This is a genomic window from Streptococcus sp. S784/96/1, from assembly GCF_902729355.1.
GTDB classification, from domain to species: Bacteria; Bacillota; Bacilli; order Lactobacillales; family Streptococcaceae; genus Streptococcus; species Streptococcus caledonicus.
Window position 1 is genome coordinate 54,846 of record NZ_CACVCC010000004.1, and the last position, 17,521, is coordinate 72,366.

General features: G+C 38.1%; 9 protein-coding genes and 1 riboswitch. Of the genes, 5 read left to right on the plus strand and 4 right to left on the minus strand.

Translation table 11 applies throughout. From position 1 onward, the window contains the following. Positions 1-217: 217 nt before the first annotated feature. Entirely contained in the window at positions 218-2,020 is a 1,803-nt protein-coding gene (gene pepF, locus GZ996_RS02235) for an oligoendopeptidase F (RefSeq protein WP_161978560.1), read from the minus strand. A 312-nt stretch (positions 2,021-2,332) separates the two neighbouring features. Between pepF and trmL the strand changes: the two genes are divergently transcribed. The 3 genes from trmL (at position 2,333) to GZ996_RS02250 (ending at position 4,493) form a co-directional block, all read left to right on the plus strand. Further along, a complete protein-coding gene (trmL, locus tag GZ996_RS02240) occupies positions 2,333-2,842 on the plus strand; it encodes a tRNA (uridine(34)/cytosine(34)/5-carboxymethylaminomethyluridine(34)-2'-O)-methyltransferase TrmL (protein ID WP_156805420.1) in 510 nt (169 codons plus the stop codon). Positions 2,843-2,977: 135 nt separating this feature from the next. Further along, a riboswitch (FMN riboswitch) is annotated at positions 2,978-3,176 on the plus strand. A gap of 74 nt (positions 3,177-3,250) precedes the next feature. Further along, on the plus strand, positions 3,251-3,820 hold the full coding sequence (locus GZ996_RS02245) for an ECF transporter S component (RefSeq protein WP_162011239.1): 570 nt from the start codon (positions 3,251-3,253) through the stop codon (positions 3,818-3,820). 22 nt (positions 3,821-3,842) lie between these two features. After that, entirely contained in the window at positions 3,843-4,493 is a 651-nt protein-coding gene (locus GZ996_RS02250) for a phosphatase PAP2 family protein (RefSeq protein WP_162011240.1), read from the plus strand. A 53-nt stretch (positions 4,494-4,546) separates the two neighbouring features. Here the strand turns inward: GZ996_RS02250 and GZ996_RS02255 are convergent, their stop codons facing one another. Next, the gene (locus tag GZ996_RS02255; protein WP_162011241.1) at positions 4,547-11,143 is read right to left on the minus strand and encodes a pullulanase; all 6,597 of its coding nucleotides are present in this window, start codon (positions 11,141-11,143) and stop codon (positions 4,547-4,549) included. Between the two features lie 189 nt (positions 11,144-11,332). Further along, positions 11,333-12,235 (minus strand): HAD family hydrolase, encoded by a 903-nt coding sequence (locus tag GZ996_RS02260; RefSeq protein WP_156805424.1) that lies wholly within the window; start codon positions 12,233-12,235, stop codon positions 11,333-11,335. Between the two features lie 162 nt (positions 12,236-12,397). On the opposite strand from GZ996_RS02260, the gene lysS reads away from it, so the two are divergent. Further along, positions 12,398-13,888 (plus strand): lysine--tRNA ligase, encoded by a 1,491-nt coding sequence (gene lysS, locus GZ996_RS02265; RefSeq protein ID WP_156805425.1) that lies wholly within the window; start codon positions 12,398-12,400, stop codon positions 13,886-13,888. A 724-nt stretch (positions 13,889-14,612) separates the two neighbouring features. Beyond that, positions 14,613-15,563, plus strand: a complete 951-nt coding sequence (locus tag GZ996_RS02270) for an IS30 family transposase (RefSeq protein ID WP_162011242.1) — start codon at positions 14,613-14,615, stop codon at positions 15,561-15,563. A gap of 46 nt (positions 15,564-15,609) precedes the next feature. Here the strand turns inward: GZ996_RS02270 and sstT are convergent, their stop codons facing one another. After that, on the minus strand, positions 15,610-16,818 hold the full coding sequence (gene sstT, locus GZ996_RS02275) for a serine/threonine transporter SstT (RefSeq protein WP_162011243.1): 1,209 nt from the start codon (positions 16,816-16,818) through the stop codon (positions 15,610-15,612). Positions 16,819-17,521 lie beyond the last annotated feature (703 nt).

The window sequence follows — 17,521 nt, forward strand, 5'->3', positions numbered from 1 at the left end:
GAGGGCTTTTTGAAGTTTTCGTATAAATAAAACCGAAAACGAACAAAGATTATCTCCTATACATTGAAAGAGCATCTTTGTTCGTTTTTATGGCTCTATAATTTCTGTAATGGATAACTCCACTATGGAGATTATGGGGCTTTTTGAGTACCAAAAAAAGCTACATACATTTTTCGATCTATGCTCCCTTATTTAGAGGGGTGTACAAATCTTTATATTATAAATGAACCCCTTTTTCAACTAAGGCTTCAAGTTCAGTCAAGCGTTCTTCAAAGACTTTGAAAGCTGCGTTGAGGTAGTCAACTTGTGTCATATCAACACCTGCTTTTGCAATCACATTAAGGGCATAGTCTGAATTACCTGCTTTGAGGTAGTCAAGGTATTTATCCTTATCTTCTTGCGTACCGTGAACAATTTTATCTGCTAAGAAGTTGGCAGCCGCAAATCCTGTTGCATACTGATAAACATAATAATTATAGTAGAAGTGTGGAATACGAGCCCACTCATATTGAATTTCTGGATTATCTTCCGCTGATATGCCATAATATTTCTCATTAAGAGTCGCATAAAGATTATTGAGGTAATCACTTGTTAATACGTCACCGTTTTGATCAGCCACATGAATAGCGTGTTCAAATTCAGCAAATTGTGTTTGACGGAAGATTGTTCCTCTGAAACCATCAAGGTAGTGATTTAAAATGGCAAAGCGTTGTTTATCATCCTCAACTTCTGCCAATAAAGCTTCTGTCATGATGTTTTCGTTAGTTGTTGAAGCAATCTCCGCTAAGAAAATACTGTAATCACCGTAAACGTATGGTTGGTTTTCACGAGTATAAGCCGAATGCATACTGTGTCCTGTTTCATGGACAAGTGTATAGAGATTATCAAGTGTATCTTGCCAGTTCAATAGCATAAAGGCATTGGTATCATATGAACCACCTGAATAAGCACCTGAACGTTTTCCTTTATTAACATGAACATCAATCCAACGCTCTGTAAAGGCACGTTTCACACGCGCAGCATAATCTTCTCCCAAAACTGATAGAACCTGCTCTGCTTTTACCAAAGCCTCATCATAAGTAATAGCCATATCCACTTCTGAAAGCGCTGTGTACATGTCATACATTTTCAAATCGTCTAAACCAAGAACTTTTTGACGTAATTTAACGTAACGATGTAAGAGTGGCAAATGAGCATTTACTGCCTCAAGAAGAGTATCATAAACTGCTTCTGGAATAAAATTGTTAGACATCGCTGCTTCACGCGCAGATTTGAAACGGCGCACTTTGGCTTTAAAGTTATGAACTTTAACATTTGTTTGAAGTGTTTTCGCATAAGTGTGCTGGAATTGCTCGTAAGTTCCATACATTGCTTCATAAGCACCTTGGCGAACGTCACGATTTTTTGATTCCATCAAACTGATGTAATTACCGTGCGTCAATTCTTCAACCTCACCCTTATCATTTGTTACCCAAGGAAAGGCAATATCCGCATTATCAAGAACAGAGAAAGTTTCGCTAGCACCTGAGAAAATTTCTTGAGCTCCAGCTAATAATTCTTCCGCTTCTTGTGACAACACATGCTCTCTTGTTTTGAAAAGGCGCTCAAAGTGATGGTTGTAAAGTTCGAGTTCTGGCGTTTCTTTTAAAAATTCAGCATAGGCTTCTTCAGATAAAGCCATAAATTCAGGTTCGTAGAAAGCAAAGGTTTCACTGAGTTTCGCATAGAGAGCGCCTGCTTTAGCCTGAAGCTCTTGGTAATAGGCTACAGTAGTATCCTCGTCATTTTTCATAGAGGCATAAACATAGAGCTTCTCTAAACGACGCAAAAGCCCCATATAAGTTTCTGTTGTATTAAAAAGACTAGCACTGCTGTCCAAAAGATGACCAGCCAATCCTTTAGCAGCTTCTACTTCGCCAGTTAAGGAAGTTAGTTCCTCTTCCCAAGCACTATCTGTTGGGAAAATAGTGGATAAATCCCAAGTATACTTTTCGTCTAAATGACTACGATTTTCTGACATGTCATTCCTCCTAAATATGTAATAAGATTATTTTATCATAAAACCTTGTCTTTCAACATTCAAAACTGGATTATCAATATATTTTCAAATTTTTCAAAAAAAAATTCAACTATTTTCAATAACTTCAACAACTTTTTTCTTAAAATAAGCTAAAACCGTTGACATCTCTTGCTAAAGTGCTATACTAGAAAACAAGAATTCGTTGGTTTAACTCAAACCTGTTATGAGTTAAGTTAATGAGTCGCCATAACCAGGTTATCTGCCGAGACTAAACTCCGGGTAACCTGGTATTTTTTGTACTTGGAGAAAATTATGACTAATCACATCGTTCTTTTTCAACCACAAATTCCACAAAATACTGGTAACATTGCCCGTACCTGTGCTGCAACTAATGCTCCTTTACATATTATCCGTCCAATGGGATTTCCTATCGACGATAAAAAGATGAAGCGAGCTGGACTTGATTACTGGGATAAGCTTGACGTCCATTACTACGATTCATTAGAGGAGTTTTTAGAAAAAATGGCTAACGCTTCTAAACTTCATTTAGTCACCAAATTTGCAAATAAAACCTACTCAGATGAGAGTTATAACGATGGACTAACGCATTATTTCATGTTTGGTCGTGAAGATACAGGACTTCCAGAAGAATTCATGAGAAAAAATCCTGAAAAAGCTATCCGTATTCCTATGAATGATGAACACGTCAGAAGCCTCAACGTTTCTAATACTGTTTGTATGATTGTCTACGAAGCTCTTCGCCAACAACAATTTTCAGGACTTGAATTGACCCATACCTATGCGAAAGATAAACTCAAATAATTAGCATTTGTAACCATATTTCAAGGTAATTCCCTTCCTTGTGGCTGGCAAAATAGTGATACCAACTTTCAAAAACACTAATTAGTTGTTTTACGTGAAAAGTCTTGCAATGTTAAGACTTTTTTGTTATGATGAAATTGTCTTCAGGGCAGGGTGTGATTCCCGACCGGCGGTGACAAGCACAACTATTTTCTTTGAAACTAGTTAGCGATGAGTATATCGAGATAAGCTAATAACCTATGAGAGAAAAAGAGATTGTTTGAAGTCCGTGAGCGCAAGCTGATGTGGTGCGATTCCACAACCGACAGTAAAGTCTGGATGGGAGAAGACCAATGCTTTTTGTGCTACTTTTTGGGTGCAAAAATACTTGGAACTTCTTTCAAATTGTAAAATTTGGAGGAATTTTTTATGTCTACACAGGCAAAGCAAACGCGTCGTTTGGTGTATATCGCCATTTTATCTGCACTGTCATTCTTACTTCTGTATGTACAGTTTCCACTTATTCCAGGAGCAGATTTTTTAAAAATTGATTTTTCAATTTTACCACTTCTAGTTGTTATGCTAGCCTTTGATCTTAAAAGTGCTTGGCTAGCTCTTATTCTACGAAGTGTTTTAACATTGATTCTCAACAATAGTGGTCCTACTACACTCATCGGTATTCCTATGAACATTATGGCCCTTGGTGTATTTATCACTACCTTGGCCTTTCTTTGGAAAAAAGAGCAGAGCCTTAAAAATTATGTCATCGCTTCAATTATTGGAACCTTACTTCTAACACTCGTAATGGTTGTACTAAATATCTTCTATGCAGTACCAGCCTATGCAGCCTTTGCAAACTTTGACATCAACAAATTTATAGGTCTATCAAAATATATTTTTGCCATGGTTATTCCATTTAACATTGCTGAAGGAACTATCTTCGCAATTTCTTTCTATCTTGTTCACCTTACAATGAAACCATTAATTACAAAATTATAAATGATTATGTTATAATCAATACATGAAACAAAAACAAACTTATTTTGTGAAAGCTAGTTTTGCTATTCTAGTTTTCGTCATGTTGGGCTATGTTGTTAAATTCTATCCTGAAGTTCTTACTGGATTTGACAACTCTATTCAATCTACTATTCGAGGACAGTTACCACAACTAGCGACTCACTTTTTTTCAGCAATTACGCTTATTGGCAATGCATCAACACAGATTGCCCTTGTGATCATCACTTTTGCATTGTTACTGAACCAAAAATGGTATGCAGAAAGTGGATTTGTAGCTATCAGCGGGATTTTAGCTGCTATCGTCATTGCAGGGTTCAAAAACATCTACCAACGTCCTAGGCCTAGTCTCGAACACCTTGTTCATGCAGGAGGATTTTCATTTCCAAGTGGTCATTCCTTAGGGACTATGCTTATTATCGGTAGTTTAATTGTTATCCTAAGTCAAAGAATTAAACAGCAACAGTTAAAACTAGTCCTTCAAATCATTTTAGAATTGACTATCTTACTCGTTGGACTTTCTCGGATTTACCTAGGTGTTCATTACCCAACTGATGTGATAGCTGGCTTCACTCTAGGATATGGGCTTTTAAATCTTCTCTATCCTATTTATGATCAAAAACGTTTTGAATGGCGTTTTCAAAATAAACAAAAATGAAGTTGGAATAATCCAGCTTCATTTTTGTTTATAGTCACTGAGACATTTCATTTTTAGCCTTGGTGATATTTTTGGGTTAGTACACCACCAAGTGCTAGCAACTGTACCAAACCAGCCAAAGCAAGATAAACACTATCATCATCTCCCGTGTCTGGCAAAGTTTGTGAATCTGAATGTGACGTTTGATTAGCAACTTTATGAAAAACATTATTAGAAACTTGATTTAGAACAAGCTGTGAACTATTATATGACAGCTCTTTCTCTAAATCCTGCTTCAATGGGTTTTCTTTCTGAGTTACAGACGTGTTACTCATCATCTGATAAATGATACCATAGTGGCTAAAATGCTCCGCAGTAAAGAACACACCAATTTGATTATCATAGACAGTCTCTGTAAACTTAAGTTTTTCAGCCGTTTGCCCATTTGGCAAATAAACAACTGCCTTGACTTTTTTACCAGAGTCAGTTGGTAAGAAAACTTGAGCAGGGGCCGTTAACTCTAAAACACGACCAGCGGCATCTACCACTTCAATATCATAAAGATCAAAATCTATGCCTTCTAAGATTTGGGGAATCTGATCTGATGTTGGCTCTAAGTGAGTAATCTTAAGACCCGCAACAGGAACACTTTCCTTCTTATCCACCAAAACACGTACTCCCGTAGCAGCATCTGTTAATTCAAGAGAGGTTTTTTCATCATTTTTAGCTTTCAGGCGTAAAATGGTTGCTGTTAGAGCATTCAAGCGAATTCCTTTTTCTGTCCATGCAATACCAATAGGATTTTCAATAGCAATAACACCTGCTTGTTCAGCATCGGCAAGTACCTCTGCTCCTCTCAAAGCCTTGAAATCATCCGCCAAGGTAATCACTCGTTCTTTATCATCAGCATTTATCAAAACAGCATAGGTATCACCATTACTTGCTTTTACTTGATAGCCAATAACCAAATCATTTTCTGCTACGCCATTTTCCCCAGGAATTGTTAACAAAGTAACCTGTTTATTAACACTTGCCAAATCTTTGAGACGGAAAGCATCTGTTGATTTCCTTAAGGCAATCACCCCTTTTGTATATGCTTGGCTTTTTGTATTTTCAGGGAAAAGCTGAGCATCGGTTGCTTTTGCCCAGTCAAAATGGTTAATAGCGTCCGTTGAATCATAAGAGTCATGGATAAAGTAAGGATATACAAATGGTTTGCCATCCTTATCAGTCAATAGATGTGATTTATTTGGTACCAGTTCTGCTGAGACAGGCGTTTTATAAGCCTCATCTTTAAATTGCTTGGTTCTTCCGTACTCTTGACCAGAGTGGATAAATGGTGTTCCCTGAGATGTCAAAATTAAAAGGTTTCCTAAACGCAAACGACGGTGAATTTCAGCATTATTCTCAGGAATTGATGGATCTTTCTTAATAGATTGTGCAATAATGTCAAACAAGGTCAAATTGTCATGTGCTGCAATATATTGAATCACATCACCTGGATCATCTGCGGTGAAATTCGTTGGTTGTGCCTTAATATTTTTGAAGATTGTTCTAATATCACGCGCACCTCCTGTCAGAAAGGCAGGCGTTCCTTCATTTGGATAACCTGATTTTAGCTGGTTACGAATATCATCAGAGAAAGATGCTACAGTATCTGTTAATTTCATCCATGTTTGATCTGCTGGTTGACGCTCATCATTAGCATCACCTGTGTAAGTTACCCAACCCTCACCCAGCATCAAGATATTTGGATTGATGGCTTGCGCAGCTTTAAAGGCTAGTTCAATGCTTTCAGCATCATGATCCCCCATCATATCAAAACGGAAACCATCTACTTTATACTCAGATACTAAATACTTAATCGAATCAATCAGAACTCTGCGACTCATGTGATGCGTTGTTCCAAGTCGACCACCGCCAAAACTTGATTTTGCCTTACCTTCACCATCCATAAAGTGGTAATAATTTGGTTCTAAATCTTCAAAGAGATCGACTTTTGCCGTGTGATTGTAAACGACATCTAAGATAACCCCCATCCCCCGCTCGTGAATGGCATTCACTAATTCTTTAAATTCAGAAATGCGCTTCTCAGGATCTTGAGGTTCTGTTGAATAGGCTCCTGTCAAGGCAAAATAACTTTGTGGGTCATATCCCCAGTTATAGTTGGTATCACTAGAATCATAACCTGTCATACGTTCACGTGTTGACAGTTCATTGATAAAATAATAACTCATCACTGGTAGAAGTTGAATGTGGGTAACACCAAGGTCTTTAAGGTAATCCAATTTTTCGATAAAGGCTGAGAAGGTGCCAAATGGATGTGATAATTTTCCTTCAAGAGCTTGATCTGATGTAAAGTCACGCACATGTGCTTCATAAATAATAGCATCTTCACGACTAGTATATCCTTTTATCTTAGCTTCGCTAACTTTTGGCCCAATTGAACTTGGATCTACAAATGCTGCTTTAGCAACTTTAGAAGCAGGATTATCATCACTAACTAAATCACTGTTCCAAGCCGCTAAAGATTTGGCATATGGATCTAACACGAGAACCTCTTTGCCATCTCGGTTAATCTTGTAATGGTAATAATAGCCACGATAATCTGAAATTCCCAAATCATTTTGGTCAGTCAATGATAATTGCCAAATCCCCTTTTCAGAAGCAACCATGGCTACTTCACCCAGCATCTTAGTTTGGTCACCTTTGTCATAAATAACCACAGAGATGCTATCTGCACTCGGTGACCACAAGGTCATCTCAACTGTTTTACCACCATTTTTAACTCGTGAACCCAACTCACCATCATAGGCATAAAGAGAGTCTTTGTACTGCCAACTTTGGCGTGTCATCACGCTATCAGAATGGTAGGACACTTTAAACGGTGCCAATGTTTCCTTGAAATCACCAGTCAAAATAACTTTTTTACCTGCTGTATCCAGTTCAACATCTGTAACAGCAATTGTTTTACCAGCTTGATCTGTTACTTTAATCTCTTGCAACAAGCTTGCGCTATCAATCTCAGCTAGAGTGCTAAAGTTTGCTTCAATTTTACTTTGGCTTAATTGAATGGCACCAGTTACACGAACTAGGTTTGTAAAATATGGATTAGTATAAATGGTTGGATCCTCATTTCTTAAGAAAATTTGTGTGTGGTTTTGTAAATCCTTAAAACTGTAATTATTAGGATTGATTTTTGCAGCATCACCATCCTTACTTTCATCAAGAAGTAAGAAACCAAGTTCATCAAAATTAGCCAATGGCACATCGATATAGACACCATATTTTCCTTTGTTTTCAAAGTCAACACCATTCGGCCAAGTGCCTAATTTATTTGTTATGGATGACTCAGCGCTTCCCCATAACCATAGAGCTTTCTTATCATAATTACCATCTGTACGGAAATAATTGATACGGATGGTTCCCTTAGCTTGTGGACGATAATAGTGGGCTTTGAACTCCTCATCCAACCAAACTTCATTCATCTCTTGACTAATAATATCGATAGATTTATCACCAGTCAGATTAGTGCCACCCACATTATTGATTAAATAAGAAATCTTTGATCGGTTGGTATCAATCAGTTTGACATCTAGATAGTAACCGTAATCATCTTCTTTAGCATCTGCGAAACTTGTCGCACCTGTTGGCCAACCTGCTACCTTTTCAGAAGGTGTTTCCACATCACCCCAAGTCCATAAGCCAAGTGATTTCACGTCTTCACTTGCTAATTTCTTAAAGTGCATACGAAGGGTATTCTCAGCAATTGGAGCCTCATCGGTCGTCGGACTAGTCACACCGACAATGTTTCCAGCGCTTGTGGTCAAAAGCATCGTACCACCATCTGAAAGGCTTGGAACTTCTACCGTAACAAACCATTTTCCTGAGCTATCTTGAGTCGCTTGATAAGATTTCTGACTATAGGCATCTGTGACTATTGCTTGTTCACTGACTTCTAACTGCAAGGTTTGTACTTGGTCTTTTAATTGGTAGAGCATGTAGGCAGAGTCTTTATCTATCTCACGTTTTGCTAAAAGCCATTGCTGGCTATCATTGGCAGCAACCGTGGAACGATTACCTCTCGCCATCAACTCACTATGCGCATTTCGAAAGGCAAGAAGTTTTTGGTAATGGCTGAGCACTGAGCTTGTTGCGACCTTATCCCAATCAAAAAGATAACGATTATCATAAACTGGCCAGTTATTAGCTCCGCTTTGTCCCAACTCTTCCCCATAATAAATCACAGGTTGACCTTTAGCTGTCAATAAAAGGCTTGCAGCTAGTTTTAGCTTTCCTTCATCTCCGCCAATACTGTACAAGAACCCGTCTTCATCATGACTTCCTAGAAATTGTGCTAGAGTATAATTGCTAGAAAGAACATCATTTCTAGCTACTAACTCTTCATTAGCAGCTTTTAGACGTCCACCAACAGCTAATTTAGCGATCTCTTTAAAACCAAAGTCAAGAAGACTATCCATGGTTCCTGTTCCTAGATCCCCCTTGGTATCTTTATAGTTTGCTCCCCAAGATTCCCCAACTAAATGGAAGTCTGGATCTTTCAGAGCCAACTCATTTTTAAAATGTTGCCAGGTCACATCATCAACATGCTTCACCGTGTCAACACGAAAACCATAGATACTATTTCCTTTTGGTGTCGTTGCTGTTTTTAACCATGCGGTTTGCCAGTTGACCAACTGTTGACGCACAGTCATTTCCTCTGTTTTAAAATCAGGAAGATTTGATAAGGAGCTTTTTTGGTCATCTCCTGAAATTTCTTCTTCTGGTTTTCTAACTAACCCTGAGAACTGATCGGTTGTTCCGTAACCAGAATGATTCAATACCACATCAACGATAATATTTATACCACGCGCTGCAGCTTCATCAATCAAGGTATGAAAGTCTTTTAAAGTCCCTAGATGTGGGTTCAATTTTTCAAAATTTTTAGCCCAGTAACCATGATAAGCATAGTATTCACCATCTTTTTCTGTTCCAAAATTATCAGAAACATTTTCAACAATTGGCGTAATCCAAATTGACGATACCCCTAGTTGCTTCAAATAATCTAACTTATTCGTAACACCTTTAAAATCGCCGCCTTGATAAGCACCCGCTTTATTTTTTACGGATGACAGCACTTTAGCATCATCATTAGAAGAATCCCCATTGTTAAAACGATCCGTCACCATAAAATAGATCACTTGCTCGTCCCAGTCACGCTCACCTTTTACTTTGTTACGCTCTTTCACAGTCACAGTTACCTTGGTATCGTAGTGACCATTATTTTCGTCATAGACTCGAACTGGTAACTCATAATTACCTGCTGCGGTAGTTGAAGAGGCCGTAATCGTAACGCGATTAAGTTCACTTGATATTTCAATCACACCACCACCAATAGCTTTTGTATCAACCTCCATGCGTGTTACTTTTACCTGATTAGGATTGATAACGGAAAGGTCAATGAGACCTGTTTCATTGTAGTGGAATGGTCGGTAACTACTAGCTGAGACTGTGATGCCACCTTGACCAGGTGTTGCCTTGCTGAAATCTTGTGTAGTCTGTGTTGCAACACCATACGGATTTGTATAGACAGCATCATCACCTGCTGTAATAAAGACATGACTGTGATTTTCACGGTCAGCAAATGCTAGGTCTTTTGTTTTATTTCCCGGTGCTTGATCATCCTTTTGATTAACGAGTAAAAAGCCAATATTTGAAGCTTTGCCTTTTGAAAGAGGAATATCTAGATAAACACCTTTATCATCACGTCCAGTGAAATCTAAAGCATCGCTCGGCCATTTTTCAAATGAAGCTGATGTATCACCCCAAGCCCAAACACCCCAACCATCATATTTTCCATCCTCTCGTTTGTAGTGCAAGCGAAGTATGTTTTCATCCATTAGCGGTTTATAGCTGTAGGTCGTAAAATCTGAACGAATCCAAACCTCATTCATTTCTGGGGTTAACGGTATAAGCTCACGATCATCTTCACCTACTTTTTCACCATTTTTTAGAAGAAGATAACCAATTTTCCCCAGCGATTCACTTTGTTTAACATCAATGTAGTAACCAAAATCATCTTTTTGAGATTCGACAAATGGTTTAACATCCGTTGGCCATTTGTTACCATCTGATGGCTCTGCAACTGCTCCCCACATCCAAAGTCCGTAAGAGGAAATATTATCCTCTTCCAAGCCTTCAAAGTGCAAACGGATACGCTGCTTTTCAATTGGAGTTGCCTTTTCTTGATCTGTCTCACTAGCCGTGTTTAATGGAGTGGCTGAAACTGTCTCAGAAGTTTTAGCAGGTATCGCTTCTAACTCTTCAGGAGTTGTCACTGCAACCGGTTCCTCTATAGAGGTTGTACTAGCTTCCACAGGAGATACTTGCTCATCAACTGTTTCAGATGTAATGGGTTGTAATGTCTCATTACCTGTCTGATTTGAAGTCTTCGTATCAGTTGTTACTGGTATTTCCTTCTTCGGTACAATAACAGTCTCAGTGTCTTCGACTAAAACATCTGCCGATACAGTTCTATTTCCGACTGTTGTTCCTAGAAAAAGAGCTGAGGCAATCGTGACAGAAGCGACGCCTACTTTTAAACGACGAATGCTGAAAACAACTCGTTTTTCTGAGTAGGAACGTCCTTGTTTTTTAGGATTGAAAAACATATTAACTCTCCTTAAAGTAAATGTTATGATAGTACATACATTATAGCATTCATTTCAAATTATGCAATCGCTTTCTGTTGTTTTTATAATTTTATTTTCACTTTTTAAACTATTTATTTAGAAAAATCAATTCAAAATAAAACAATCGATTGCTTTAAAAATATGGAAAAAGCCTAGCATTGCTAGACCTTATTTCACATATTTCAATCGCAAAATTTTCTCTTGACTTTTTGTCAAGCGTAATAAGATAACAACCTTGTCAATAGACATATTACTTTCCAAAAGACGTTCTGCTGCCATCATGAGACCGTTATTGATTCCCATTTCAAGAACAGGATTCTTCTTATCATTAACATCAAAGATAAATTTATTATCTGGTAAGTCGAAAAGGACCTTGACTGCACCAAAGAGTTGTTCAAAGTTATCAATCGCCACATCATAAACCGGTTTTGTCCCAGGCTTTAAAGTACGTCCACGATGGTTAAACCACATTGAGTGCCAACCACCATTATGCGCTCCCATAATGTCATTATCGTAAGAATCACCAACATAAAGGGTTGTCTGTGGATTCATATCAAACTGCTCTGCTGCAAGGTTAAAAATCTCTTTTTCTGGTTTTTGGAAACCCGTTGCTTGACTAACAATAACACGTTTAGGATCTACATAATCATAGAGACCCAACTTCTTAACTTTTTTTAGTTGATGCTCAGTTGGTCCGTTAGTAATAATTCCCATCGGAACACCTTTTGACTTAAGGAAATCTAAAGTCATGCGCATTTCATCAAGCATGGTAATATTTTCAAGCTCACGCTCATAAACCTCTTGGAAATGATTTCCTTCTTCTTCCGTAATGTCATGATGTCCAAATTCTAAAAGGGTCTCTTTACAACGCCAAAAACGGAAATACTCAGTCGTCCACTCTCCAGCCATTACACGTGGGAAACCAACATCAGAATAATGACGAAAACGAATGTAGGCTTGTTTGATATAACTCATGTCAAACTCAGGAAAACATTTTTTCATCGCAATACGATAAGGTGCCTGCTGATCGTAAATTGTATCATCAACGTCAAAAACAATTGAAGTTATCATTACAGTCTCTTTTCTTCAAGATTTTTCAATACAGCTTAATTATACATTGTTTCAGAACTTTTTTCAATCTTTCCTCCATTTTCAAAACTAGAACTGTTAAAAATACGTGTATTCTCTTGATTTTTATGGTAGAATAGATAAGAATATCTATTGGAGGATAACATGTCAAACGAACATATTGAAGAATTAAATGATCAACAGATTGTTCGCCGTGAAAAAATGGCGGCCCTTGCTGAACAAGGTATTGATCCTTTTGGAAAACGTTTCGAACGTAGCCACAATTCCGCGAAATTAAAAGAACTCTACGCAGATAAAGATAAGGATCAATTGCATGACCTTGGTGAAACGGCTACGATTGCTGGTCGTATAATGACCAAGCGTGGTAAGGGGAAAGTTGGTTTTGCCCACATCCAAGACCGCGAAGGCCAAATTCAAATTTACGTGCGTAAAGACGCTGTTGGTGAAGAAAATTACGAAATCTTCAAAAAAGCAGATCTTGGGGACTTCCTTGGTGTTGAAGGTGAAGTGATGCGTACCGATATGGGTGAGCTTTCTATCAAAGCGACAAAACTCACCCACTTGTCTAAAGCTCTTCGCCCACTTCCTGAAAAATTCCACGGTTTAACTGACGTTGAAACCATTTACCGTAAACGTCATCTTGACTTAATTTCAAATCGTGAAAGCTTTGAACGTTTTGTAACTCGTTCAAAAGTGATTTCTGAAATGCGTCGTTACCTTGACGGACTTGGTTTCCTAGAAGTGGAAACACCTGTCCTTCACAATGAAGCTGGTGGTGCTGCTGCTCGTCCATTTATCACTCACCACAATGCTCAAAATATTGACATGGTGCTTCGTATTGCACTTGAATTGCACTTGAAACGCCTAATCGTTGGTGGTATGGAACGCGTCTATGAAATCGGACGTATCTTCCGTAACGAAGGAATGGATGCAACTCATAATCCTGAGTTTACCATGATTGAACTTTATCAAGCCTATGCTGATTTCCAAGATATTATGAACTTAACTGAAGGTGTCATTCAACATGTTGCTAAAGCAGTTAAGGGAGATGAACCAGTTATCTATCAAGGAACTAAAATCAACATCCACGAACCATTCAAACGCGTTCACATGGTCGATGCAGTTAAAGAAATCGCAGGTGTTGATTTCTGGCAAGAAATGACTGTTGAAGAAGCTATCGCTATTGCCAAAGAAAAACATGTTCCAGTTGAAAAACACTTCACTTCTGTTGGCCATATTATCAACGCTTTCTTTGAAGAATTCGTTGAAGAAACTCTAATCCAACCAACTTTCGTCTACGGGCATCCTGTTGAAGTCTCACCACTCGCTAAGAAAAATGATAAAGACCCACGCTTCACAGATCGCTTTGAACTCTTTATCATGACTAAAGAATACGGTAATGCATATTCTGAGTTGAATGATCCAATAGACCAATTGTCACGCTTTGAAGCACAAGCAGCAGCTAAAGAACTCGGTGACGATGAAGCCACAGGTATTGACTACGACTACGTTGAAGCCCTCGAATACGGTATGCCACCAACAGGTGGACTTGGTATCGGTATCGACCGCCTCTGCATGCTCCTAACTGATACTACAACTATTCGTGATGTGCTGCTTTTCCCTACTATGAAGTAAGAATGAGCTAACATCTTGCTGAAGGATTCACGTATAAACCATGGCTCTCTTGTTTTCAAGCCATAGGCTGAAACAGTGCACTGTACTGTTTCACTCCATACGATAAAATAAGTTGGACTGACTTGCTCGTATCTACTTCACAGTGTGCTCCACTCACTCTTGTGTTTTCAAGCGAGTGGCTGAGGTTGGGACAAAAATATCTCAACCTTTTTTTTGATAACAATAACAGATTGACGCAGTGGTTGATTGGAGGTCTGCAACTGGACACCTCTTCGTTTTCAAGTGTCCACCTAAAACATCCACTGGACTATTTTAGTACTACGCAATCGTTAGCGGTCATCCTATACGAATGTGATGAACATCGTTCATCTTATTTCCAACCTCCAAAGGTCTCTCAGACCTTTGGAGCTGTGCGGAGGTGGGAGTGAAAGTGTCCAGTGGACACTTTCAGCCTGAGCTTAGAGACCAGAGAGCGAGGGGAAGTCAAGACTTCGAAATCATAACTTCTGTCTCACTCTCACTCCTTACAACGAAGTAATTGACATTAAAAAACGTTGATTCAAAAAAATTAAAAACAGAACTATCTCAACCATAGAAACGAATTTCTAAGTGAGATGTTCGTTTTTTTTTATAAACCCAAATTGTAAAATTAAGCTAGACAGAAAAAGCCATCTATGTTAGTCTCAGATAACCTACCACATTTGTCTGAAAGGGACTAACATAAATGACCTACACTCATCTTACCACAAACGAACTCGTAATGATAGAGGCCTATTACCAAGCAGGTAAGAAAGTTTGCGACATTTCAAAGTCACTTGGCAGATCACGACAAACGATTTACAATGTTCTTTCTTTTCTGAAAACTGGTCATTCGGCTTATGACTATTATGAGCGTTACCAAACCAACAAGAAGCGTTGTGGCCGGAAAAACACTCAACTCACAAAACCAGTACAAGACTTTATCCAATCATATTTAGAATTAGATTGGAGTTTCGATGTGATAAAAGGTACCTATCCTGATAACATCCCTTGTTCTATGAGAACCCTCTATCGCTTAGCTGACCGTGGCATCTTCCATAAAAATGATTTACCCTGGCAAGGGAAACGAAACCCCAATGGGAAGAAAGAAACGCGTGGAAAACAAGCTTTTCGCAGAGATATTCGTGAGCGTGCTAAAAGGTATCCAGCGTTCGAAAGTGAATTCGGTCATCTTGAAGGGGACACCATTGTTGGCAAGAATCATAAAAGTGCTGTCATTACGCTGGTTGAGAAGCAGTCAAAAGCCATTATCACACTTCAAACTAATGGACGAAAAGCGAGTGACATTGAGGAATCTGTCAGCAAGTGGATGTCACAGTTTCCAAGACATCTCTTCAAGTCCATTACCTTTGATTGCGGGAAAGAGTTCTCCAATTGGAAATCCATTTCCAATAAACATGACATTGACATTTTCTTTGCGGATCCAGGCTGTCCGGGTCAACGAGGTCTTAATGAACATTCTAATGGTCTATTAAGACGGCACGGACTTCCTAAGCAGATGGACTTCAAGGGTATTTCTCAAAAATGTCTATCAGCTATAGCTGTTAGACGAAATAACATTCCTAGGAAATCTTTAAATTATCAAACACCATATCAAGTTTTTCTGACTAACTTGAAAATGTCTAACTTAATTTGACAAATGAGGAAACATAAACTCACCTCGAACCTGAGGTGAGTTTCTTTTATTTCTTCCAAGCCGATTTTTCTGCGACTGCTGTAAATAAAACATCGGTTGAAGAGTTAAGGGCTGTCTCACAAGAATCTTGAACAACACCAACAACAAATCCTACTCCTACAACCTGCATTGCAATATCATTCGGAATTCCAAAGAGGCTACATGCTACAGGAATCAAAAGAAGTGACCCACCAGCTACACCTGAAGCTCCTGCTGCTGACAGAGCTGCTACAATTGATAGAAGAAAAGCTGACCCAAAATCAACCTGAACTCCTAAAGTATGAACTGCTGCCATTGTCAGCACATTTATCGTAATTGCTGCACCTGCCATATTAATAGTAGCTCCAAGTGGAATAGATACTGAATAAGTATCTGAATCCAGCCCTAGCTTTTCACACAATTTCATATTAACTGGAATATTTGCAGCCGAACTTCGAGTGAAGAAGGCAGTTACTCCACTTTCACGCAAACATTGAAAAACTAATGGGTAAGGATTTGTTCTCATCACCAGCAAAGCGATAATAGGATTAATAACTAGGGCAACAAAAGCCATACTTCCTACCAAAACAAATAAAAGCAAGCCGTAATTTTTTAACGCAGAAAGGCCATTGTCTGACACTGTTGAAAAAACAAGTCCCATAATTCCAAACGGAGCCATGCCAATAACCCAAGTCACCACCTTCGAGGTAACTTCTGCCGCTGATTTCAGCAAATCTTTTGTTGAATCACTAACATGTCGAAGAGCTAATCCAAAAATAACAGCCCAAGATAAAACACCAATATAGTTAGCCGTTGCAAGAGCGTTAATCGGATTATCCACGACATTCAAAAGAAGGGTTTGAAAGACTTGCCCCACACCCTGAGGAGGTGTAATGTCTGTCTTTGCTGTAACGTCTGATAATATCAAATTGATTGGGAAAAGGTAGCTTGCCATAACCGCTACAAGTGCTGCCGCAAAGGTTCCTAACAGGTATAAAAAAACAATCATTTTCATATTAGTTTTTTGACCTTTTTGGGTTTGAGATAAAGCATGCGCTACTAAGGCAAAAACTAGAAGCGGAGCAACTGCTTTTAAAGCACCCACAAATAATGTTCCCAAAAGACCAATTACCTTTACATTAGGCATAACAATACCTAAAATCCCCCCCAAAACAATGCCTAAAAATATCTTTTTAATCAAATCTATTTTTTTCCAAATCGTTATCATAACCAACATTTCCTTATATTTCTAAATAATTATCTGACTATTATAATAATTTTATATTTTATTGTCAATTAATACGAAATTTAAAAAGGTAAAAAAATCATAATTTCCTATGGTTATAGCTTTTAGAGCTTAGTAAAACAGCAGCTTTCCAAAATCTGTAGAAAGGATAGTACTACTTTTTAACCTCATCACACACTTAAAAAGTTCTTTGACTCCTTATAGTGTCCCATACACAATAAGAATAAATACCAATAATCAATTGAGAAATGAATAATTATAGCATATTGATAAATAAAATAGGCTGCAAAATATGTCCCACTCCTTAAAATATAAAGTAACAACAATTCTCTCCAACGAATAGCCAGAAGCCTATCACTGAACACTTCTTCATTTTTAAACATCCATATTAAATAATCCTCTTAACTATCCTCCCTCTTTAGTTTTCAAACCCGAACCTAAAACAGTCCGCACACGATTTTAGTACCACGTGTAATTAATGGTTTGCTTATCCTAGTGCCATGAACTCAAGTCTCATTGATGCTGGCTTTATCACTTCAAAAAAAAAAAAAACTGAGACAAAAAATTTTTAGTTTAGAAAAATCTATATCATTAAATATAATTTTCTTATAAAATGTATATAAAACCGAACAAAGATGCTCTTTAAATATATAAGATACAACCTTTGTTCGGTTTCAGTGCCAAGAATTTTCTC